The organism is Aestuariivivens sediminis, from assembly GCF_022662105.1.
Classification (GTDB): domain Bacteria; phylum Bacteroidota; class Bacteroidia; order Flavobacteriales; family Flavobacteriaceae; genus Aestuariivivens; species Aestuariivivens sediminis.
Genome location: NZ_JAKMCP010000001.1, coordinates 425,671 through 450,552, shown reverse-complemented (window position 1 = coordinate 450,552; position 24,882 = coordinate 425,671). Strand labels below are relative to the sequence as shown.

The following is a 24,882-nucleotide window of genomic DNA, read 5'->3' as shown; positions in this document are numbered from 1 at the left end:
ACGTCAGTTCAAGGCTGTTGAAAATTTTGGTATCTTAGAGAATGCAATACCAATAGGCATCAGAACACCGTGGACCTTCTATTGGGGGCGTTTTATTTGGGAAAAGAGACCATTGAATTATGCGTTAACTGGAGGGAAATCCCATTTACATGAACAGGGTAAACGAAGCATGCCATTAAGTATATATATCGTCGGAAATAGACAATGCATTGAAAATTGATATGAAGTGTTGGCGTTAAGCTTCATATAAACACTAAAACCTATGAAACGAATGACTAATTTACTGCGTTTAAAAAAAGCTTTATTGCCCATCTGTTTTTTTATCCTTTTTTCATCATGTCTTGAAAAGGAACAACACACGAATACGGATGATGAGGTGCAAGCGGTTGAAAGACCCTTAAATTTTATAATCATTTTTGCCGATGATCTGGGTTACGGGGATTTATCGACATTCGGTCATCCAACCATCCGTACACCCAGACTTGATGAGATGGCCGACCAGGGTCAGAAATGGACGAATTTTTATGTGGGGGCCAGTGTCTGTACCCCTAGTAGAGCGGCAATTTTAACAGGAAGGTTGCCGGTTAGAAATGGCATGGCAAGCCCTGTGAACCGGGTGCTTTTTCCGGACTCCCACAATGGCTTGCCTCCCAGCGAAATAACCCTTGCCGAGCAACTAAAAAAAGCAGGTTATGCCACGGCATGTATAGGGAAATGGCACCTTGGGCACCGGGAACCGTTTTTACCTACAAACCAAGGGTTTGATTATTATTTTGGCATTCCTTACAGTAATGATATGGACAATGTTATGCCATTCAGATCCCGTAATGGGTATTATGCGTTCTGGACTTCCGAAGCCCGGAAAGACATCCATACCTTTAATGTCCCCTTAATGCGGAATACCGAGATCATTGAAAGGCCTGCCGAGCAACATACCATCACAAAGCGCTATACCGAAGAATCCATTACATTCATTAATGAACACAAGGATACCCCTTTCTTTTTATACTTAGCGCATAACCTGCCTCATGTCCCGCTTTTCGCCTCACAGGCGTTTGAAGGCAAAAGTCCCAGAGGCATTTATGGCGATGTGGTTGAAGAGATCGATCATGGGGTGGGACAGATTTTGTCTGCACTCAAAGACCAGGGGCTTGACAAGAATACCCTTGTGGTGTTCACTTCTGATAACGGCCCCTGGCTCATTATGAACCAGGAAGGCGGCAGTGCCGGATTATTGAGAAATGGAAAAGGAACAACCTGGGAAGGGGGTATGAGAGAGCCAACCATTTTTTGGGCTCCGGGCCATATTAAACCGGGCATTGTTACCGGTATTGGATCTACCATGGACTTGTTTACCACCTTTAGCCATTTGGCAGGGGTTTCTATTCCGGATGATCGCATCATTGATGGGGTTGATCTTGCCCCTGTTCTTTTTGAAGGCAAGGAAAGCCCAAGGAAGGCCATGTTCTATTACCGTGGCGATAAGTTATACGCTGCAAGGGTTGGCGCATACAAGGCGCATTTTATGACGCAAGACCAATATAATAATGACATCACGGAACACCAAACCCCTCTGTTGTATAATCTGAATATAGATCCCTCCGAGAAATTTGATATTGCAGCCCAACATCCTGAAGTTATTAAATCTATCATGGAAGTTGTAAAAGCGCATGAAGTAAACATGGTGAAAGGCGCCGACATGCTCAAGGATAGAGGCTAATAGACTCATCATCATACCTACCATAATCCTGACACAAGACAAGATGACCTACAGGTATTCCAAAAAACGGTTCATGGCTTTATAAAAGAAGGAAAACGCAATGCCAAAGTCACCGGACTACCAGTACTCCATAACCTATTTGATTTGGATTACAGCCGGATATCCTTTGCATGCTCTCCCCGGGATGCGACACGATTTGAGAAACCCCGCGGACCAGGTTCTGTCCCGTTTAATAGCTAATCACCAATGCCGGGTTGATTGCATATCTTCCAAAGTCCTTCCCATAAACGGCAATGCCGCCATCCCCTTTGGTTTGAAATGTAATGACCAGGGGGTCACCCTCTTTTTGGAGGGTTTTCAACGTTGATTTTGAAATGGGGACTTTCACCAAATAGCCGTAGGAGCCCGGTTCACGAAGTTTACCGTCTCGTAATTGATTGTGCCAGGACAATACCCCGCGATGATCGGCAGGGTCATCTTCGAGCACCACATCCATAACTTTGGAACCGTTTACCGATACAACAACCTCCGATGAGAATTTTGTTTCATCGGTCATGGGGTATGCATTGGGATTGCTTGAATTGGCAACCCGTGACCCTTTCATGAAATCCTGGTTCTCATTATAGTCTGCATAGTCTTTAACGAACAATTCCTTGGCAGAAAGCTCAATAATAAAATAGGTTTCCTTCGCCTTTTCAATCTTCTCATCGGAAGGCAGGGCAATGGAATATTCGAAAAAGCCCTTCCCGGTTCCGTTGATTTTTTTGCCATCCATAACCTCCCAAAGGATCTTGCTCCACACCGCGTTGGAATACGCCTTCGGTTGCACCTCCAAAAGGCTCACCATAGGCATCTGTTGCTGTGAATCTACGATGAAATGCATAAAGTTTTTGCTTAGGGGTTGTCCAGTAATGGTGGTCAATTCCAGGGTTAACAGGGCCAATCCTGAATATTCAGGCATAGGCAACTCCAATGGAGAGAGCTTTTTTTGAAGCCAGGGCGCATAGGGTATGTTTTGGGTTCCGGAACGGAACACACTGCGTTCACCCAATGCATTGGTAAAGGTTAAACGGTAATTGAGATGCAGTTCCTTGCCCAGGTCTTTATCGGTCATTACAGACAATGTTAAGGGAACGCTGATGGTCTCACCCCCTTCCACATCTTTTGAAATTTCCACTCCGGTGGACAGGTAAATATCCGAATGGAAATCCTTCAATGCCATTCCGGGCACCAATTCCTCTATCCCTGTAAATTTGTTGGATCTGTCGAATTTCCAATAGCCATTCCATTCGTTAATCACATCGTGGTGTTCGGTATAAAGCCATCCTGCTACTTGGGGATATTTCCGAAAGGCGTTAATCATTTTATGATAATCCCAACTCCAGTCCACATCTCCGGTACTGCCTTCATAACCCCAGACATTACCGCATTCAGAATTGATATTAGGCTGACGGGATTGATGAAATCCTTCTTCAAAATGATGGCCGCTGCCGGGATAGGTACTATCGGTCACTTCTTTTAGAAATTCTTCCCATTGATATCCCGGCAAATAGGAATGCCACGAATTAATATCGGTCTCGGTATGCCCATACCCACAACAAATCGAATTGTCTTCCACCAATCGCGTAGCGTCGAGTGATTTGGCCAGATAATACATAGAGGCCACCCAGTTTTGGGTGGACGGCAGATAGCGTCCGCCATATTCATCATCCTGTTTGAGGCCCCAGGTTTCATTAAAGACAATCCAGGAGAAAATGGCGGGATGGTTATAATCCCGTTTGATCATTTCCCTTAAGGTGTACTCCGACTCAGCCTGCATTTTTCGGTCCGGCTCCCCCCAGCTGTTCGGTAAATCGGCCATGACTAAAAGCCCGAGTTTATCGGCCCAATACAGTTTTCTTGGAATCTCAACCTTGATATGGGGCCGGATGCCGTTCAGCCCGATGGACTTGGAGCGCATGATTTCTTCCTTGATAAACTGGTCGCTGGGAAAGGTGTAAAATCCTTTGGGGTGATAGGACTGGTCTAAGGTCAGTTGCAGGTAAATGGGTTTGTTGTTGAGGGCGATATAAGGATAATCGGTACCCGGGAGATTGACCACCGAAATCTTCCTCATGCCAAAGTAGCTTTTCACCCTGTCGTTACCCAAATTGGCGGTAACATCATACAAATAGGGATGGTCCAGATCCCACAGACGGGCATCCGGAATATCCATAGCCATAGATTCAGAATACTTCCCTTTTGGAATGACCATGGAGCGCTTCAAAATGCCTGAATCTGTTTGAATTTGCACTTCCACGGGCAAATCTTCGGTCGCATCCTGAGGCAAATAAGCGGTTACGGTTACTTTGGACTGGTCGATGTCGGGGGTAAAATGAAGGGCATCCAAATAATTCGTCCCCCTGCCTTCCAGATAAATGGTTTGCCAAATGCCCCTGGCATTGCCATAACCCTGTTTTCCATACAACGTAAAGTCTCTTCGGACATCATCCACCCTTACGACCAACCGTTGTGTTTTGCCATAGGTAACCACATCGGTTATTTCAAATGAAAAAGGCGTGTACCCGCCTTGATGCGACCCTATTTTCTGCCCGTCCAGCCAAACGGTGGTCTCCCAGTCGGAAGCCCCGATCACAACAAAGGTTCTTTTGCCCTTCCAGGAGGCATTCACGGTGATATCTCTTTTATACCAGGCGATGTCGGCTTCATCTTTTACTCCGGAGGCCTCAGATCCCCATGGGAAGGGAACGGTTATGGTTTGTTCAAAATCGACGTCTCCATAGTGCCAATTCTTGTCAAGCCCTACATCTTCTTTGTCAAACTTAAAGGCCCATTTCCCATTTAAATTAACCCAATCGACCCGTTCAAAATCTGGCCTTGGATGTTCTGGTAAAGGGATTTTTTGCGCGTGAATGAGGCCAATCAGACCCGTAAGTAAGCCTATTATCAATTTTGTAGGGTACATTAATTTGTTATTTAAGAATTCAATGTCATTAAATGTATAGGAAAATACACGTTTTCCAAAAGGATTTGCGTATGATTTTCATTGCTCTTGTGAACCACCTGGGAGAGGCACTTAAAAACAAAAAAACCCATAACAGTACTATTTCAGGGGTTTAATGTGGGACGTCTAGTCAGGTTAACCGGCATAGATCATGATTATTAATTAGGCTACAGCTTAGAATTACTGTCAAGTACATTAAATAACATATACTATAGTGCGATAATTTGTTCTATTTTTTCTTTTATAATAGGTAATCGTTCTTCATGTATTAAAGGAGGAACATGACAAGAAATAATTTCATCGTATAGTACACTTTCGTAAATCTTAATTAATTCTACTTTTAAAAATTGTTTAATTTCTAAATGATCTCTTGCTACCTCTTCTACTATTGTAGATCTGTTGTTTAGAACATAGATTATATCTTCAAAATCATGACTTAATCTATAATCTGTACCTCTATCTTTAAAGGCTTCAAATTTTGTAGCTAAAAAACATGGTGCCGAAAGCAGGGTTATAGTTTGGTCTTCTACTTTGTGGGTCCATAAATTTTTAAAACCTATTTTATACCATGTATTGGCAGGTCCAATTGGCCCATCTTCCGATGGCATTATATCCATAGAAATCCCTTTATATAAATAACTACATATGGCATGACCTTCTGGATCCGGACTAAACCCCAATTGCGCTAATCGTTCTTGCATTTCTACCCATGAAGCATAATTAATAAGATTTATGGTTACATCTATATCATCGGTTTGCCTAACCTCTTCGGTTGGTTCATCTGCATATAAACTAACAACAGCACCACCAACAAATATCATTTGGTCTTTGAGCTCTTTTAAAGCTTTAGCCACTTCTGCTACGGTTATTATATTTATTATTTTATTTCTCAATTATTTATGTTTACAATAACAATTGCCTTTTATCCAAGTTAGTATTATTGTTAAAAATCCTATCTTTAAGCTCCTTAATCGCTATTTCTTTTTCTCTAGCTCTACCAACTCTTAATGCATCTACAAGTGCCAGCAGTTCATGTAATTTTTTATCGTTTTGAACTGCAACAACCACCGAAGCATACAACGGCGTTATAGCCTGCCCACGTAATTCGCCTTTACCATAAGGCCAAACATAATGTTCGTCACTAACAATAGAATTAGATAAAGGGGATGCTGAGTGCGCCGTAGGCACACCTCTAATTAATCCACCTGGTTGTACTGGAAATACATACTTTATACCGTATTGTAAAAACTCTATCAACGCCATTTTAAATACTTTTTTACCTGAAACATCTATTAATCCTGCAAACTTTGAACGCTTTAGGGATTTACTAATTTCAGACTGACTAATATTTAAGGTATCTGCTAGCTGGTCTTGATACCATTCGGCATTACCATAGGTTATTATTTTTAAAAGCACCACAATATCTTGTGGACTCATAACTTGTTGTTTGGGCTTCATAATCACATATATTCCATATTCGAATATGCGATATTACAAATTATATTATTGAAATACAAGTTTTTAAACCATAATATTCCGTATCGGAATATGGAATAATAAATTAGTTATACCCCATAATTCTCAAAAATAATTTTTTCCATTTGCCATTACTCCGGACTGGAGTTGACTCGAATGTAGGTGTCTATTTCTTTTTGATCACTATTTTGAATTTCACTATTCGTTCAAAAGGATTTTCCATAAGATTATTGTAATTTATAATATTCTCTTCTTGTTAGCATCCTAATCAGCACACTAAAAACCAAAAAACCCTGCAAAACAAATGTTTACAGGGGTTTAATGTGGGGCTTCCGGTAATTGTATCATAAATAAGCTTTCTCGAAAATCCGTGGGTCATATCATTTATTTAATTCCGATTCCAACAAATTATTAATTCGGTCTTGGTCTATTGAAATCCTAGAAGGTTAAGATTTTTTTCAGGATACTAAGGGATACCTTTAAAAAGGTAAAATGTTATTTTTATAAAAATTTTTATTAATTGCTGTATATTTTCGATGTATTAAATGCACATTAGAGATTTTCATATTGTTCTTATTATTCTGTTTTTAGGTCTTGATTTATTGATTGTACAACACATAAATGCTCAAGAAAGACCAAACATTATTTTTATTTTAACGGATGATCAACGTTCTGATGCAATCGGATATGTCGGAAACACGTATGTTGAAACACCCGAAATGGATAAGTTGGCAGAATTAGGCACATACTTCAATACCGCCATGGTCACTACACCTATATGTGCGGCAAGCAGGGCAAGTATTTTTACAGGACTACATGAACGATCGCACAACTTTAATTTTCAGACTGGAAATGTTAGAGAGGAATTTATGGCAAACGCATATCCGGCAGTACTTAAAAATAATGGCTATTATACTGGGTTTTTTGGTAAGTATGGAGTTCGATATGATGATTTGGATAGACAATTTGATGAATACGAATCTTATGATAGAAATAATCAGTATAAAGATCGAAGGGGATACTTCTATAAAACCATTGACAATGATACTGTTCACCTAACCAGATATACGGGTCAGCAAGCCCTGGATTTTATTGATAAGAATGCTACAACCCAAAAACCGTTTTGTTTATCCTTAAGTTTTAGTGCACCACATGCACATGATGGCGCACCAGAACAATATTTTTGGCAAGCAGAAAGTGATAAATTACTCGAAAACACCACAATTCCGGAACCTGTTCTTGATGAGGAAACATATTTTTTGGAACTCCCCCAAAACGTGCGGGATGGATTTAATAGATTACGCTGGACTTGGCGATTTGATACTCCGGAAAAGTATCAACACAGCTTAAAAGGCTATTATCGTATGATTTCTGGAATCGATTTGGAAATCAAAAAGATTCGAGAAAAGTTAAAGGAAAAAGGCCTGGATAAAAATACGGTAATCATTTTAATGGGGGATAATGGTTATTTTCTGGGTGAACGGCAATTAGCCGGAAAATGGTTGATGTACGATAATTCAATTCGTGTGCCGTTAATTGTATATGACCCGAGAGTGGATAAGCATCAGGACATTGACGAAATGGCTTTGAATATTGATGTGCCTTCTACTATTGCGGATATAGCTGGAATAAAATCCCCTGACACCTGGCAAGGTAAAAGTTTGATGCCCATTGTAAAACAAGAAACGAAAAGCATCAATCGGGATACCATTTTAATTGAACATATCTGGGATTTCGTAAGTATACCCCCAAGTGAAGGGGTTCGTACCGAAGAATGGAAATATTTCAGGTACGTAAATGATAAAACAATCGAAGAACTTTACAATCTCAAAAAAGATCCTCGGGAAATCAATAACTTAATCGGAAATAAAAAATTTAAGGATGTAGCCGATAAATTAAGATCAAAAACAGATGAATTAATTAAGAAATATAGCAATCCATACCGTGAGGCACCAAAAGATCTTACCGTAGAACTTATTAGAGAGCCAGAAACGGAAGTCAAAATACTCGACTTGAAACCAGAATTTGGCTGGGCGGTACCTCTTGGTTCCAAGTTTCAATCGGCCTATCAAATTTTGGTTGCTTCTAGTAAAGACATTATCGATGCGAATAACGGTGATCTTTGGGATAGTGAGCGCGTCGCTTCAACACAATCTACAAATGTTGCGTATCATGGTAATCCTCTGAAAATTGGCACTACTTATTATTGGAAGGTGCGCATTTGGGATGAAGAAAATAGGCTGGTTGATTATTCAGAAGCACAACAATTCACTACAGGGAAAAGTGACAGTTACATTATTTCAACTGAAAACAAGTTTGTAGTAGACCGCATAAAACCTGTAAGATTTGAAAATAGAGGGGATTTCTATTTTATGGATTTTGGCAAGGCGGCATTTGCAACTATCGATTTTAATTACGAGGCTAAACAGCCACATACAATAACAGTTAGAATTGGGGAGCAATTAGAAGGTGAGAATATTAACAGAGAACCTTTTATAAAGAGCCATATCCGGTATCAGGACATAAAGGTGGATGTAACTCCCAATCAAAGAAAATATCAGATTCAAATTAAACCTGATGAACGTAATACATTACCTGATAAAGCCATAGCATTACCTGAAGGTTTTCCGGTATTAATGCCTTTCAGGTATGCTGAAGTCGAGGGTGCCCAAATACCTTTAAAAGCTGATGATTTTGAGCAGTTAAGACATCGTACCTTCTGGGATGATGATGCCAGTAGTTTTGAAAGTAACAATGCTATTTTGAATCAAGTTTGGGATTTATGTAAATACTCCATTAAAGCAACCACTTTCAACGGGTTATACGTAGATGGGGATAGAGAGCGTATACCTTATGAAGCAGATGCTTACCTAAATCAGTTAAGCCATTATACCACAGACAGGGAGTATGCTATGGCCAGACGAACCATAGAGTACTTTATGGAACATCCAACGTGGCCCACAGAGTGGCAACAACATGTGGCTTTATTGTTGTATGCGGATTATATGTATACCGGCAATACCGAACTTATTGAAAAGTATTATGAAGATTTAAAGCATAAAACACTTTACGAATTGTCTAATGAAGATGGCTTAATTACTTCAACTAAGGTAGATGAAGAATTTATGTATAAACTTGGTTTTAAACCCGGTTACAATAAGCCTTTAACAGATATTGTAGATTGGCCATCTGCAGGTTGGGGAGGAGATCCAACGAACAAAGGGGAACGTGATGGTTATGTATTTAAGCCTTATAATACAGTAATCAATGCCTTTTACTATGAGAATATGAAAATAATGGCTGAGTTTGCTCAAATTCTTGGAAAAACCCAAGAAGTTTTAGATTTTGAGTTACGGGCAGCTAAAGCAAAAAAAGCAGTTAACGAACAGATGTTTGATAAGGAACGAGGCATTTATGTGGACGGTATTGGTACAGACCACGCATCATTGCATGCCAATATGATGCCCCTGGCTTTTGGACTGGTACCTGACGAACACTTAGACTCTGTTGTCGATTTTGTGAAATCACGTGGAATGGCTTGTAGTGTATATGGCTCTCAGTTTTTGATGGATGGCTTATACAACGCCGACGAAGCAGATTATGCATTAGATTTATTGACAAGTACCGCTGAAAGAAGTTGGTATAACATGATACGTATAGGGTCTACCATTACCCTCGAGGCCTGGGATTTAAAATACAAGAACAATTTGGATTGGAACCATGCCTGGGGTGCGGTGCCTGCCAACGTCATTCCCAGAGGTTTGTGGGGCATCAAGCCAAAAACACCTGGTTACGGAATTGCTATTATCAAGCCACAATTGAGTAAGTTGAAATACAGCAAAATACAGGTACCAACGGTTAGAGGGACCATTAAGGCTGAATATAGATATGAGACTTCAAGTGTGCAAACATATAACCTTGAAATTCCGGGCAATACGGTGGCCGAATTTTCATTAATGAATTTGAAAGGTACGGATGTAATACATAACGGCAAGAAAGTACCCACTGTATTCGATACTGTAAGATTAGAACCAGGAAAGCACGTAATTAGTTTAAAAATGAATTCATTTTAAATGTAGGATTTTAATAAAATGTCTTGGGTTATGGCTTTAATCATAAATTTTAGGATAAAAATGTTTAGGAGTCCGGATTATAAAACCATTAGAATAAAAAAGAACAAAGCTATTTAGGGTTTGAACTTAATTTTCCTGATATGCTCAAAATATGGAATTTGGACTTGGACTCGTCGCCAAGGTTCAACCATGGAGATAATAGACTGGTATTTAGGTTAGCCGATGTATTTTTAATGGCTGCTGAGTGCGAAAATGAATTAAATGGAACAGCCAATGCGTATCAATATAGTCATTCTATAAATTTTAACTAATTTTATTTAATTGTATATAAAGATGAAGCATAAAATAATAATTTATTTAACAGGATTAATTTTATTTGCTTCATGTGGAGTTTTAAAAGAGGATGAAAAGGAAACTTTTAAAAGGCCTAATATAGTATTTATTATGTCTGATGATCATGCTTATCAGGCGATTAGTGCATACAGCGATCATTTAATTAAAACCCCTAATATCGACCGCATTGCTAATGAAGGCATGCTTTTTACAAATGCTTGTGTGAGCAATTCTATTTGTGCCCCTTCAAGAGCTACAATTCTTACAGGTACGCATACACATATCAATGGAAAAATAAACAATTCACTTCCTTTTGATACAACACAAGTAACATTTCCACAGCTGTTTCAGAAAGAAGGATATGCGACAGCTATGTTTGGGAAATTGCATTTTGGAAATAATCCAAAAGGAGTTGATGAATTTATGATTTTGCCGGGGCAGGGGAATTATTTAAACCCCGATTTCATTACAAAAAATGGAGATACTACTATTACGGGCTATGTAACTGATATCATCACAGATTTAGCGATAAACTGGCTGGATAAAAAACGTTCTAAAGAAAAGCCTTTTATGCTTATGTATCTGCACAAAGCGCCCCATAGACCATGGTGGCCAAGTCCTAAAAAGTTTAAAGAGTTTTCTAATAAAGTGTTCCCGGAACCTATTACTTTATTCGACGATTACAAAAATAGAGGTACTGCTGCAAAATCGGCTGAAATGAATTTACTGAAACATATGGGGTATAGTCATGATAGTAAAATCAGACCTGAAACACTTAAAAGCATGGATAAAGTTAAGCCGAAAGTGTGGGAATATAAGGATGGTTTTTACAGTCGGTATAGTCGGGCTAATGAAGAGCAACGCGCTTTATATGAACCTACTTTAGATTTGATCAATGACTTTTTTAAAGCAAATTGGCCAGCAATGAGTAATGAGGAAAAAATGAGATGGAAATATCAACGTTATATGCAGGATTATTTAGGATGCATTTCGTCTGTTGATGACAATGTTGGTCGGGTATTAGATTATTTGGATGAGAATGGATTATCTGAAAATACAATTGTTGTATATACTTCCGATCAGGGATTTTACCTTGGTGAACATGGTTGGTTTGATAAACGGTTTATTTATGATGAATCGTTTAAAACCCCCTTATTAATTCGTTGGCCAAATAAAATTAAAGCAGGTGCCACCTGTGATGAGATGGTGCAGAACCTAGATTTTGCACAAACTTTTTTAGAGGCTGCACAAATAAAATCTCCAGCTTCAATGCAAGGCGAAAGTCTGATGCCATTACTAAAGGGGAATAATAAACTTTGGACCAGAGATGCTGTATATTACCATTATTATGAGTATCCCGGTGTACATAAAGTAAAACGGCATTATGGTATAGTAAACAAAGAATATAAGTTGGTTCACTTTTATCACGATGTTGATGAATGGGAATTATATGATCGTAAAAAAGATCCACAGGAAATGAATAGTATATATGATGATCCTGATTACAATGATATTGTAAACGAACTCAAAATTAAGCTGACAGAACTACGTGTTAAATATAAAGACTCTGAAGAGCTGGATAAGCATTTTATTGAAATTACAAAAGAAAATAAAAAACATTGATTATGAAAAACGAATTAGCACCTTGCTTGGTTGTAATACTATTGTTTTTAACTCATTTAGCTCATAGTCAAAAAGAAACCTTATTTTAATCGAAATCTTTATTGGAACTATCCTCATTACCATGAGTAGACAGGGATGAAAGCTGATTGCGCAATTCGTCCAGGAGATTATAAGGGATCATTTTAAAAAGTTGAGGGAATTGTAATAATTTGTTTATCTGTTACCAAAATCTTTAACATTATGAACCCAAAAAATGATTATTTCCGCGAACTAATAAAATTGGTTTTACCAGAAGAAATATTTGAATATTTTGAGATCGTTAAATTAGAAGTAAAAGAAAAATCTGTAGATGTTAAGCTTGCACTGCGTATTCACACGCGTTGTGTTTAATAATTATTAAATCTTGTGTAATTTTAAAAAGATGCATTATGAGTATAAAAGAAAGAATTAGAGTTGTTTTGATGGTCATTATACTATTTCCTTCAATATTATTTGCTCAAAATAAATCAGAAGAAAGGCCACCAAATATATTCTTTTTTTTCGCAGACGACTGGGGTGAATATGCGAGTGTATATAATTCTTTTCCACCCAATCAGTCATTTAGAACTCCTACAATTGACCAGTTCGCAAAAAAAGGAGTGATTTTTAATAATGCCCATGTAACATCTCCTTCCTGTACTCCCAGTCGTAGTTCTTTACTTTCAGGGCAATACTTTTATCGTACTGGTACTGGTGCTATTCTTACGGGAGCAAAGTGGGACTCGAATATTCCAAGTTATCCTCTTTTGTTAAGAGATGCCGGATATCATATTGGTTACACTTATAAAGTATGGAGTCCCGGTACTCCCAAGGATGCTCCTTATGGTGGAAAAAAGTATGAATATGCAAATGCGGGAAGACGATTCAACAATTTTTCACAAAATGTAACCAAAATGGTTGCGAGAGGTAAATTAATTGATGAAGCAAAGACTGAAATCTATAAGGAAGTCATTCAGAATTTCAGAGATTTTATTGCCGATCGTAAGGACAATAAATCATTTTGTTATTGGTTTGGTCCTACCAACACCCACAGAAAATGGGTCAAAGGTTCGGGGAAAATGTTATGGGGATTAGAACCTGATAGCCTTAAAGGAAAGATGCCTGAATTTCTACCCGATGTGCATGTAGTGAGGGAGGATATGACTGACTATCTCGGTGAAGTACTGGCTTTAGACGCTGTTCTGGAATTGTTTCTGAAAGAATTAGAAGTTATGGGAGAGAGGGAAAATACCATTATTGTAATTAGTGGCGATCATGGTATTCCTGGTATGCCACGTGGTAAATGCAATCTTTATCCTTTCGGCACAAAGGTTCCTCTTCTTGTGCAATGGCCAGGACATGCTCCTGCAGGCAGATATGTAGATGATTTTATTAATTTGATGGATTTGGCACCCACATTCCTTGAACTGGCGGACCAACCAATTCCGGAATGCATGACTGGCAAAAGTATTGTCTCTCTGCTCCAGTCTGATAAAAGCGGACTTATTGATTCTACACGGGATTATGTGATTGTAGGCAGAGAACGCCATGTTGCTAAAGCCCGAGAGGGAAATTTACCTTATCCTCAAAGAGCAATTAGTACTAAGGATTTTTTATATATCATAAATTTTGCTCCTGACAGAGAGCCAATGGGTACTCCTTTTGGACTTGATGGAACAGGTTCTGAACCGTCTTTTGCAGAGTTGGAAAATAATACATCTGTTTCTTATTCAGATTTGGATGCCAGTCCCACAAAAGCATGGATGATTAAGAATCGTAAACAAAAAGAATGGGAAATGCATTGGCTCTTGGGTTTTGGAAAAAGGCCGATGGAGGAACTGTACGATCTTCGAAAAGATCCTGATTATCTCTATAATGTTGCAGATAAGATAGAATACGCAGACGTGCAGAAGAAACTCCATAAACGTCTTATAGATAATCTAAAAGCCACTGGAGACCCTCGGGTTAGTGGAGACGGTCAGACTTTTGAAAAACCTCCTTTCGTTGAAAAATAATAATATTTACATATTTAAAAGTTAACACTTATATGGACAATATGTGAATAATCGATAAATTACTAAACACAACAATGTATCCTATGAAAAGCATTAGCCGATACAGTATTGAAATTAAGGGGTTTAGAACGCTTTAATTTCTTATAACTTGACAGGAAAGTAACAGCAGCTTATAAAGACAGTGTGTAAAAAATCATAATAAATTAAAATTTAAAAAATAAAACTTATGAATATCAAACAGAATTTCTTTGTAATCGCTTTTGTTTTGTTTTCATCTTTTGCTTTCGCACAAAGAAAAGCAGATATGTTAAAAAGCGAAAAACCAAATATTTTATTCATCGCAATTGATGATATGAATGACTGGACCGGCTTTTTAGGAGGCCATCCTGATGCAATAACGCCAAGTCTGGACAAGCTGGCAAAGAAAGGAATAAGCTTTACAAATGCACATTGTCCGGCGCCAGCTTGTTCGCCAAGCAGGAATGCTCTTTTGTTTGGAATTGAGCCATTTAATTCGGGCTTATACCCTTTTTATGAGCTTGGAATACATGATGAGCTGGCAGATAAGTATATAAGTTTACCGCGTTTCCTGAAAGAGAGCGGATATTCGACTTATGGAGCCGGTAAAATTCATCACGGAAGTTTTAATGATGAACGTGAATGGACTGAATATTTTAAATCAAAACCGATAAAAAAACAATTTAAAGAAGGTTTGGGGTATCATCATGGTAAAGGAGGAAAGATGTCATTTAGAGCAACTCTAAATCCGGACGAGGAGCATATTGACCACCAAGTAGCATCTTATGGTATTGATATTCTCAAAGAAAAGCACGAAAAGCCTTTCTTTTTAGCAGTCGGGATTGTGAAGCCACATTTACCATTTGATGCTCCTGTACGGTTTTTTGATGCTTTACCAGACGAAGTTGCTTCGCCTGAAATTTTGAAGAATGATCTGGATGATATACCAAAAGTGGGTAGAGAGATGAAAAAGTCCGGCTCTTTTTACTATAAAGAAAACAAATGGAATGAAGTGAGACGTGCTTATCTTGCTTGTATTTCGTGGGCTGATTATAACATTGGTCGTGTATTGGATGAACTGGAAAAAAGCCCTTATGCGGATAATACTATTATTGTAATTTGGTCAGATCATGGATACCATTTAGGAGAGAAAATGAGTTTTAAGAAATTCACTTTGTGGGAAGAAGCGACTCGTGTTCCGTTTATTATTTATGATCCTCGTATAAAAATGAAGAATAAGCAAGATTGCTATCAACCTGTTTCTTTGATTGATATTTATAAAACACTTGGCGAACTCGTAGATCTGAAAATACCGGAATATGTCAATGGAACTAGTTTGGTTCCTTTACTTAAGAAACCCGAGAAACATACCGGAGAACCTGCTATTACTTCATGGGGAAGAGGGAATTATGCTGTTAGAAGCAATAATTGGCGATATATTCGATATTTTGATGGTTCCGAAGAGTTGTATTCGCACGAAAATGATAAAAACGAATGGTATAATTTAGCTAATAAACCGGAATATGAAAAACAAAAGGCGAAATTGGCAAAATATTTACCAAAACATGAGGCACCACTTATAAAAAAGGATATTGTTCCCTGGAGTGTTGAGGGCTTTGAAAGGGAAAAATACAGACCTAATGTAGGTGAAGAAAAATGATAAATAGACTATTGTGGCTAAGTTGTAATATAAGTGCCCCAATGTTTTACATGAACAGGAATTTTTATTTCGAACCGCACATTTCTATATATTCCAGCACCGGGATACCCCCTTGCAGATAAATCTTCAGGATTAACTTTTACAGCAACGATATTATTTCCACCAAAATTGATATAGGCCGTTATATCTATTTGAGAGCCGATATAACCGTAGGGTCTGTGATATACCTTTTTACCATTAATAAAAATGGTAGAGTTGTTCATAATACCATCGAACTCAAGAGTTACAACATTGTCTTTTTCAATCCCATCAATAGTGAAATATTTTCGATACCAGGCGTGTTCAGAAATAGGTAAACCACCAGTTCTAAGATTATAATCAGGTTTAAAAGGGCCTTCAATCACATAATCATGAGGTACAGATAATGGCCTCCAATTAGAATCATTATACGCCACTGTTGAAGCCAACGAATCCTCAGTTTTTTGAATAACTATTGATCGTTAAAAGAATTTATCTTTCTTAATGGTGTTTCAGTAGTACAACAAGCTAGTATGGACATCACAAACAAAAGAAGTAATAATCTACTCATGATGATATTTAAATGTTTATTATTTTTATGTAATATTCGCTTTCAAGTGTCAATTTTTGATCTGGATAAAATCTCTTTGTTTTATATGATCAGCGAGCTTTGCGGATAATTTTTTGACCAAACTTTTATTTTCTTTTATTTCAGAAATATTTACATTTTCATCCGGATCTGTGGTTAAATTATACAACATTCGATCTGTTCTTTCTCCTGTATGATCGTCAAACCATTCGGTATAGGTATATGTTTGCGTTATGATGGTTTCACCCGTCTTCCAACGGCTAAATACAGCTTCTTTCCAAGATTGATCAGGCTCAGCTACCAAAGGCGCAAAACTTTTGCCTTGCAAATGAAACGGCTTAGATAGGCCTGCCAAATCACATAAGGTCGGATAAATATCAACGTATTCTACCAAAGCATCTGTTTTAACATTACCCTTTTGTCCCGGAACATATAGAATTAAGGGCGTACGTAATACGTTATCGTAATTGCAGTGTTTGACCCATAAATCGTGCTCACCAAGGTTCCAACCGTGATCGCCCCAAAGAATGACAATGGTATTTTGGGCCAGACCAGAATGCTCGAGTTCGTTTAAAACTTTGCCCACTTGCGCATCGACATAACTCACCGAAGCATAATACCCGTGAATTAATTTCTTCATAAAGTCCTGTTCCATTGAGCCTTCATCAGGCACATCGGTATATTCCCTTAATTCTTTAAAGTTATGCATACTTATGTCGGGTGCACCAATAGGTTTATACATATTATCGGGTAATTGTATGTTATCAATATTGTACATATCCCAATATTTCTTCGGTACATTAAACGGCAGATGTGGTTTTCTAAATCCAACAGCAAGAAAAAATCTTTGACCTGTTTCCTTAAAATTCCCCAGGTGTCGAATGGCTTCATCAGCAATCATGCCATCACCATAAATATGATCCGACCCGTCCGGAGCCTCAAAGCTAGGACCATTAATGCCCCATTTAGTTTTAACGCTTTGATTAAGAGACGCCGGAGTAATATATTCTTGCCAACCGTTCCAATCCCCCTTTGGTCGCCACTGCGGAATACTCCAACTACCAACTCCATCCGGGTTTTTATGATATACTTTCCCCAAGGATATGGTGTAGTATCCATTATTTTTAAAATGCATGGGGAGACTAACTACTCCGGGTAAATCCTTATCCTGGCTTATATGGGCATCCTCAAAGCGATATCGATTTGGACGCACACCGGAGAGCAGACTGGCACGGGAGGCACCACAAACCGGTATGTTGCAATAGGACCGATTAAAAATCATACCGGATGCCGCCAACCTGTCAATATGAGGGGAAATTATTTGAGATTTCCCATAACAACCCAACTCAGGACGCAAATCATCCACGACTATAAATAAGACATTAGGCTTTGCTATTTCCTGTGCTTTCGCCATGGCTGATATGACTGCAAGCATAATAAACATTAGAACTTTTTTTAACATAATCAATAATTTATGGCATAATTAAAATAGAAAGGTATGGTCTTGTGTAATGTAATGAATTTCATTTTTACTTGTGCTAAAATAGTAAATACTCATTTTCTATTAATGCTAAAGATAAGCTCCCATATTCAGTATCGTTTTGATTACAGATATCTAATTTTGATCATAACCATTCTTTTGCACATGTAAGCAAGGTAATTGTAGATGTCGACTGCAATAATTTACATGCGTTACGGTTCTATTAAAGTTTTAAGACAGGAGGCTAAAATGATAATGAGCCATATCCTCTTATTGTTAATGGTTATTCAATGGTATTGAAATCAATTTTTCTGTAAAGGTATTGCCATTAGTATCCTTTATTATCACAAGATAAAGGCCCTGCTTTTGATCTTTTAAATTAATTTCTGATTGGTTCGACTTCAAATTAAACACTTTCTTTACTATTTTTCCGTTCACATCGAATACTGTAAGGGAATCCATCGGAAAGGATGATTTTATTGTAAATATACCATCGCACGGATTTGGAAATATTAACGTATCGCTTACAGTCATTTTGGTATTAGACAAAGTACTGGCATAATAAATATCCAAGTTGCTGTCTGCCGAGACCGTAGCCTCCGGTATAGCTGGTGTTGAGTTCTGATTGTTGTAAAAATATCCAACGTCGGTGAGGGTTGTTTGATTAGCAACTGTATAATAATCTGCAACATCCGAATTGGGTTGATACCAGCAGTATCTTTCAACATAATCTAGAGTTTCTAAGTATGGTAAAGCCAGTTGCATGAAGCCATAATTGGTAGCGGTCGATCTGTTGGGGTTGGCATTAAATTCTGTAATCCATATCGGTAACTTATATAGATCATATACCCTTTGCAAGTAATTTTTAAATCTATTAAACACCTGTTGAGGATCGGCATTTGGAGAATTTTTCGGACTTGACCCCCAATCGTACCAATGTACCCCAATAACATCTATTCTGATATCTTGTGCATTGGCTTTGTCATGAAATTCTTTGAGCCAACCAAAAGGTGCATTTTCTCTGCAATTTGGAGACACCAATCGCAGTCCTGTTTTCATTAAATTTTTGTAGGTATTTACGGCGACATCCGTATTGCATAAGTTATTCCATTGTCCGGACTGATCTTCACAATTGTCAGATTCATTAAAAGCCAGTACATGAGTGACTTTATATTTTGATTTATAATTTGCAATGTCACCGTCATCATTGGCACCTCCATAACCCCAAGCCATAGGTGCATATTCTGTTGCCAATCGCGAAGTATTTCCGTTTCCCCAATTATAGTACCAAGTATGATCCATTTCATCATAAATACCACCAATACCTTTTTTCGCAACCCAGTTCCAAGGCACAACCCTAATAAATGAGACATTATTGACCAGATAGTTTGGTAATTCGTTAATAATTAGATCTTCTTCTGAAGCGATATAATTTTTACTTTTACCCGTGCCATCCTCGGTTACGGCAAAGGTTGCCATAAAGCCTTTCTTCAAAAGGAAAGATTCCATTTTATTTTCCATATGGTTAGGAAGACTAACTCCGTTGTGAACATCGCCTATCGAGAGATTAGCAGATTGACCAGTTAAATAGGCGTCATCGAAAATCGTCAGTGCATCAGATGACAAATTATTTCCTCTAATAACAGTACCTATGGCGTAGTAATTATCCAATCGAAGATTAGTTTGATAATTAGCGGCCGCACCATTTACGGTGATCTGACCTATATGATCATTAAGTATGGATTGGGGATTTTTGTTTAAAGTCCTAATCCAACCCATATCAGAGGTAAAATCTATTGCTATACCATTTTGAAAAGGACTGGCATGACTGAGGTTTAGGTATGCGTTACTATTTATAATTACATGACCAGATGACAATGCATCAGCTTCCAAGGCTGAAGATGTTATAGAAAGTGTTCCGGATCCTAAATTAATGATTCCGGAAGCCAAAATAACTTCCAGACTAGAATCGCTTATTTCAAGATCAATATTTATGGGTTGATCAGCGTCTATTGTTCCGATTTCCGGTGGTAGGTCAGTCATTGAATCTTTCCAATTCGTTTCATCAAAAAAATCGTTGTTGGCAGCAAACCCTGTCCATGTTAACTGCTGCGAATAACTCTGAAACAAAGTCATTAGAATAATTAAGATTATAAATTCCTTTTTCATAAAAGTGACTGCTTAATTTATTGAAAAGATTAAGCCCTGAACTCGTACAAATATATAATCATGTTATATGCCCTTTAGGGTATAAATTACTCAATAAAGGGTAACTTAGAGGTCATGCTTCTTGAACTGTCAATTAAATCTTTATATTGAGGCTTTTATTACATTAATTTAAAAAATTGTTTCACTTTAGTAAAAATTTAAGCTATTCTTGCGTTAATTTATCAAACTATTATAGCAGAAAATTGGATATTATAATTATGATAAATAGAAAATTATGGTTGCTTTTTCTGTTGCTATCGCTGGTTAGCATATTCGATTCGTATTCCCAAATTTTTACGGATTTTATCAACACAGAATATATTAATGCCGATAATGGACTTTCTCAAAGTGAAGTAACTTCTATAATTAAGGATAAGAAGGGCTTTATATGGATAGGTACCCGCGGAGGTTTAAATCGCTATGATGGGAATACCATAAAAGTTTTTCGAAACAAAATAGAGAATTCCAATAGCCTTATAAATAACTCGATTGAAACATTATTTGAGGATAGCGATGGATATATTTGGATAGGGACCAAGTCCAATGGTGTTAGTCGTTACAATCCGGAATTTCATAAATTCGAACAGCTGCCAAAAGTAAGATCTGAAACTGATTCTTTGCCTCTTGGCGACAAACGAGTCGTTGCCATAGAAGAGGCAGATTCTAAGGAAATTTGGTTGGGGACATGGCAAAATGGATTTTATATCCTTAACCAAAAGAGAGAACTTTTGGGTCATTTTTTAAGTGATTTAAAGATCAATGACATTTTAAAATCTAAAAATGGCAATATATGGGTGGCTACAAATAATGGCGCTTATCTCTTTTCATCCAAAGGGCACCAAATTAAACATATCCGTTTTGATGGTAGAAATTTAGAGTTTAACGCCATTGCTGAAGATGTACGGACCAATTTAATATATTTTGTTACATGGTCTGAGGGAGTTTTGGAGTACGATAATAACAAAAATACCTTTACCCAATATAAGGATCATCCAAATGTCGATTTAAGAAACACATATTATATAGAGCAGATAAGCGATGGTAGCATGCTGATAGGGACCTGGGGGAATGGTCTTCTTATTTTTGATCCACAAACTAAAGAATTTGACGCCTTCAGTTTTGGTAAAAACCATAATAGAGGTGCAGCAGAATTGTATGATGAAGTCTTGTATATATTTCAAGATGATCTCGGAATTTTATGGTTTGGCACTAATGGAGGTGTTTGCAAAGTAGCACAAAAGGAGAATCAATTTGAAAGTACTCAAAGTAGTAACTTGCCAAATAAACCTGTTTGGAAAATTGAAAAGGATTTTAGAAACAATATTTGGGTTGGATTAAAAGGGGATAAGAATGTCTATTACAGTGAAGACAACCTCACGTCCTTTAAAAAAGTAGTGCCTCAATTCAAGCCCGATCTCCTGGTCGGTGAAAAAGATCATGTCCGGGAAATTTACCAGGCAAGGGATAGCTCACTCTGGCTTGCAAACGTAACAAGTCTGTATGAAATAGTAGAGCATGATGCCAAGTTTTCTATTGTTCCAATTAAAATTAAAGACCATGTAACCTCTGAAGAACATTACCTCACAAAAATCACAAAATTATTTCAGACCATGGATGGTACATTTTGGATTGGCACACAACAAAGAGGGCTAAGAAAATCTTTAAATTCCGGAAACCCGAAAACCCAATCTTTTAAAAAATACCTGAATGACCAGAGGATAAGTGATTTTTTACAGGATAGCAAAGAGCGTTTATGGGTTGGAACCTATCAAGGATTAAAATTATATAATTCTATTTCTGATAATTTCAAGACCTTTAATAAAATTCATGGGAAAACGGGAACACTGAGTAGTGATATTATTATTTGTTTGCATGAGGACAAAAGCGGAACACTCTGGGTAGGAACCCCGAATGGACTGAATAAAGTTATTGAAGCAGGTAATGATAAATTCATCTTTAAATTATATCAAGAAAAAGATGGATTACTAGACAGTTATATACATGCTATCTTAGAAGACGACAACGGGAATATATGGGTTAGCACGAATAAAGGGGTCTCCAGATTTAACAAAGAAGATGGTCTGTTTTATAATTATGATACGAACTCTGGATTATTGTCAAACACTTTTTTAGAAGATTCTGCAGTAAATGGATCAAATGGGAAATTATATTTTGGCAGTATCTATGGAATTAACATTTTAGATCCGGAGACCATTGGGAATTCCGAAATACCGCCGGTCGTGTTAACAGGCCTAAAAGTATCTGGACAGGAAATTTCTGGAGGCACAACAGATGATGAAAATATTGTTTTAGAAAAGGCTATTGAATACAATACTGAAATTATTTTGTCTCATGATAATAATAGACTCACTTTAGAATATGCCGCTTTAGACTTCCTTTCGAGTTATGACTATTCATATAATTATATGTTAGAAGGGCTTGATTCCGATTGGAACACAACCACTAATGAAAACCAAATAACCTACTCGAATTTAGATGCCGGTGAATACATCTTCAAAGTTAAGACCATCAATAAAAACATACAGAAGGAGACACAAGCAGCTAGTTTAAAGATCACCGTATTGCCTGTGTTCTGGAAAACGTGGCAAGCCTTAGTGCTCTATGTTTTAATATTTATAGGGTTATTATACTTATTTAAGCTCGTGATTGAAAGGGAGCATAATCTAAAAAACAAACTAGAAATATCTAAATTAAAAAGGAAAAAGGAAGAAGAACTCATTAGATTGAAAACCCAGTTCTTTACCGATGTTGCTCATGAATTCAGAACACCGCTGTCTTTAATCTCTGGACCTGTGGAAATGATGATGGATGACACTCTGGATGAGAATCAAAGAAAAGGACATCTATCGACTGTTTACTACCACACACAACGGCTTTTAAATTTGGTAAATCAATTACTGGATTTTAGAAAAGTTGAAAGTGGTAAAATGAAATTGAGAGTAGCCGAAGGCAATTTTCAGAGCTTTGCTTATGAAATATACCTTTCTTTTTTGGAGTTAGCCGAAAGCAGAAACATAAATTTTCAGTTTAATGCTGAAGGCGTCATGACACCTCTAACCTATGATAGGCAAAAAATGGAAATTGTCCTGTGCAACCTCCTATCCAATGCTTTTAAATTCTCTCCAGATCATGGTGAAATTGTGTTGACAGTGAGCACCTCAAATAACAAGGACGAAAGCAATCAGTTTCCATTGGGCTATTGCATGATTTCCGTAAAAGATAATGGCACTGGAATTTCGAAGGAGGGTTTAAAGTTAATTTTTAATCGGTTTTATCAAATTTCTAATACAAATTCTTCCAGTCTTTTAGGTACGGGCATTGGGTTAGCCTTGGTAAAAAGTATTGTAAAATTACATAAAGGCCTTATTGAGGTAGAAAGTGAGGAGGGCGAGGGTAGTGAATTCATAGTGAAATTACCTTTGGGGAATAACCACTTCGCGATGGAAGATTTTATTACGGATTTCAAAAAAGCTGAAGATCCTGTTCACTATACAGTCGAAAAAGTGGTGAGCTTTCAAAATGATGTTGTCAAAACCCGTGATGACCAACTTCCAAGTATGTTGATCGTCGAGGATAATGCCAATATTAGAAACTTTGTTAAAACGCTTTTCATGGACACTTATAATACCATGGAAGCGGAAAACGGCAGGATAGGTTTTGAAAAAGCATTAAAGCATTTACCTGATATTATAATTACAGATTTGGCCATGCCTGAAGTCGATGGTCTTATGTTATGCAAGAATCTTAGAAAAACTAAGGAAACCATGCATATACCAATCGTTATGTTAACAGCAAGAACCAGCACAGTATTTCAACAGCAGGGCTATAGCTATGGAGCTGACATCTATGTGACTAAACCATTTAATGCAGCCCTGTTAAAAGTGCAGGTTCAGGGATTACTGACTAACAGGTTAAAACTAAGGGAATATTTTTCAAAGAAAATTACCCTGCAACCAACGGATGTCGAAGTTACCTCCCATGATGAGGAGTTTATTAATAATGCTATGAAAATAGTCGAGGAAAATCTCCTGAATGAAAATTTAAACAGAGAATTTTTAGCCGATAAATTAGCAACCAGCCCTTCGACACTCTATAGAAAAATAAAAACCTTAACCGGGCAGGATACGTCTACCTTTGTGAGATCCATCCGCATCAAGAGAGCAGCCCAATTGATTTTGAATAAGCACGATAATATTGGCTCGATTGGCTATGCCGTAGGATTCAACGATTTAAAATATTTCAGAAAGTGTTTTAAGGATCAATTTGGAGCCTCACCTTCTAAATTTAGTAAAGAATCCACAAATAGGGAAGTCTCCGGGTAGTGGTTTTCATTTTAAAAAAATAGCCTTTAGCTCTAATCAGAATGATTCTTTACTCTCTATTACAGAGGTATTGATTATTGCGAGACTCTTGTAATGGGATTTTGGATTTTAAATATATTAATATTCAAATCGAGCTTGGGAGATTGTGGTGCATTGACCTGATATCTCCTTTTAAAAATGCTCCCAATTACATCTTTCCTATGTTTTATTTGTGAATAACGCTTTCAATGCGGTCCTTATCCGTACATCCCTCTTTTTATAAAAACTCTGTTCCAGGGATATCATATTAAACTGTATCATCGGA

General features: G+C 37.5%; 14 protein-coding genes. 8 read left to right on the top strand and 6 right to left on the bottom strand.

Annotated elements, in window-relative coordinates:
• Positions 1-271: 271 nt before the first annotated feature.
• Positions 272-1,720, top strand: a complete 1,449-nt coding sequence (locus tag MR054_RS01870) for a sulfatase family protein (RefSeq protein ID WP_242155611.1) — start codon at positions 272-274, stop codon at positions 1,718-1,720.
• 229 nt (positions 1,721-1,949) lie between these two features.
• On the opposite strand, the gene MR054_RS01865 is transcribed toward MR054_RS01870, so the two are convergent.
• From MR054_RS01865 to MR054_RS01855, 3 genes are all read right to left on the bottom strand, one after another.
• Complete coding sequence (locus MR054_RS01865; RefSeq protein WP_242155609.1) at positions 1,950-4,685, bottom strand: glycoside hydrolase family 2 protein; 2,736 nt, start codon at positions 4,683-4,685, stop codon at positions 1,950-1,952.
• Between the two features lie 248 nt (positions 4,686-4,933).
• Positions 4,934-5,617: a hypothetical protein gene (locus tag MR054_RS01860; RefSeq protein WP_242085556.1), complete on the bottom strand. Its 684-nt coding sequence runs from the start codon at positions 5,615-5,617 to the stop codon at positions 4,934-4,936.
• A 10-nt stretch (positions 5,618-5,627) separates the two neighbouring features.
• Positions 5,628-6,161 carry a hypothetical protein gene (locus MR054_RS01855; protein WP_242155607.1) on the bottom strand — a complete coding sequence of 178 codons (534 nt, stop codon included), beginning with the start codon at positions 6,159-6,161 and terminating at the stop codon, positions 5,628-5,630.
• A gap of 584 nt (positions 6,162-6,745) precedes the next feature.
• Between MR054_RS01855 and MR054_RS01850 the strand changes: the two genes are divergently transcribed.
• The 6 genes from MR054_RS01850 (at position 6,746) to MR054_RS01825 (ending at position 15,940) form a co-directional block, all read left to right on the top strand.
• Positions 6,746-10,273, top strand: a complete 3,528-nt coding sequence (locus MR054_RS01850) for an alpha-L-rhamnosidase-related protein (RefSeq protein ID WP_242155605.1) — start codon at positions 6,746-6,748, stop codon at positions 10,271-10,273.
• A 140-nt stretch (positions 10,274-10,413) separates the two neighbouring features.
• The gene (locus MR054_RS01845) at positions 10,414-10,584 is read left to right on the top strand and encodes a RagB/SusD family nutrient uptake outer membrane protein (RefSeq protein ID WP_242155604.1); all 171 of its coding nucleotides are present in this window, start codon (positions 10,414-10,416) and stop codon (positions 10,582-10,584) included.
• Between the two features lie 22 nt (positions 10,585-10,606).
• The gene (locus MR054_RS01840) at positions 10,607-12,229 is read left to right on the top strand and encodes a sulfatase family protein (RefSeq protein WP_242085560.1); all 1,623 of its coding nucleotides are present in this window, start codon (positions 10,607-10,609) and stop codon (positions 12,227-12,229) included.
• A 240-nt stretch (positions 12,230-12,469) separates the two neighbouring features.
• Entirely contained in the window at positions 12,470-12,619 is a 150-nt protein-coding gene (locus MR054_RS01835) for a hypothetical protein (protein WP_242085561.1), read from the top strand.
• 38 nt (positions 12,620-12,657) lie between these two features.
• Positions 12,658-14,262, top strand: coding sequence for a sulfatase family protein (locus MR054_RS01830; RefSeq protein ID WP_242085562.1), 1,605 nt, complete (start codon positions 12,658-12,660; stop codon positions 14,260-14,262).
• A gap of 226 nt (positions 14,263-14,488) precedes the next feature.
• Positions 14,489-15,940, top strand: a complete 1,452-nt coding sequence (locus MR054_RS01825) for a sulfatase (protein WP_242085563.1) — start codon at positions 14,489-14,491, stop codon at positions 15,938-15,940.
• Between the two features lie 17 nt (positions 15,941-15,957).
• On the opposite strand, the gene MR054_RS01820 is transcribed toward MR054_RS01825, so the two are convergent.
• From MR054_RS01820 to MR054_RS01810, 3 genes are all read right to left on the bottom strand, one after another.
• Positions 15,958-16,407 carry a sugar-binding domain-containing protein gene (locus MR054_RS01820; RefSeq protein WP_242085564.1) on the bottom strand — a complete coding sequence of 150 codons (450 nt, stop codon included), beginning with the start codon at positions 16,405-16,407 and terminating at the stop codon, positions 15,958-15,960.
• 171 nt (positions 16,408-16,578) lie between these two features.
• Positions 16,579-17,982: a sulfatase gene (locus MR054_RS01815; protein WP_242155601.1), complete on the bottom strand. Its 1,404-nt coding sequence runs from the start codon at positions 17,980-17,982 to the stop codon at positions 16,579-16,581.
• A gap of 321 nt (positions 17,983-18,303) precedes the next feature.
• On the bottom strand, positions 18,304-20,196 hold the full coding sequence (locus MR054_RS01810; protein WP_242095146.1) for a glycosyl hydrolase: 1,893 nt from the start codon (positions 20,194-20,196) through the stop codon (positions 18,304-18,306).
• Positions 20,197-20,453: 257 nt separating this feature from the next.
• Between MR054_RS01810 and MR054_RS01805 the strand changes: the two genes are divergently transcribed.
• Positions 20,454-24,578 carry a hybrid sensor histidine kinase/response regulator transcription factor gene (locus MR054_RS01805; protein ID WP_242155599.1) on the top strand — a complete coding sequence of 1,375 codons (4,125 nt, stop codon included), beginning with the start codon at positions 20,454-20,456 and terminating at the stop codon, positions 24,576-24,578.
• Positions 24,579-24,882 lie beyond the last annotated feature (304 nt).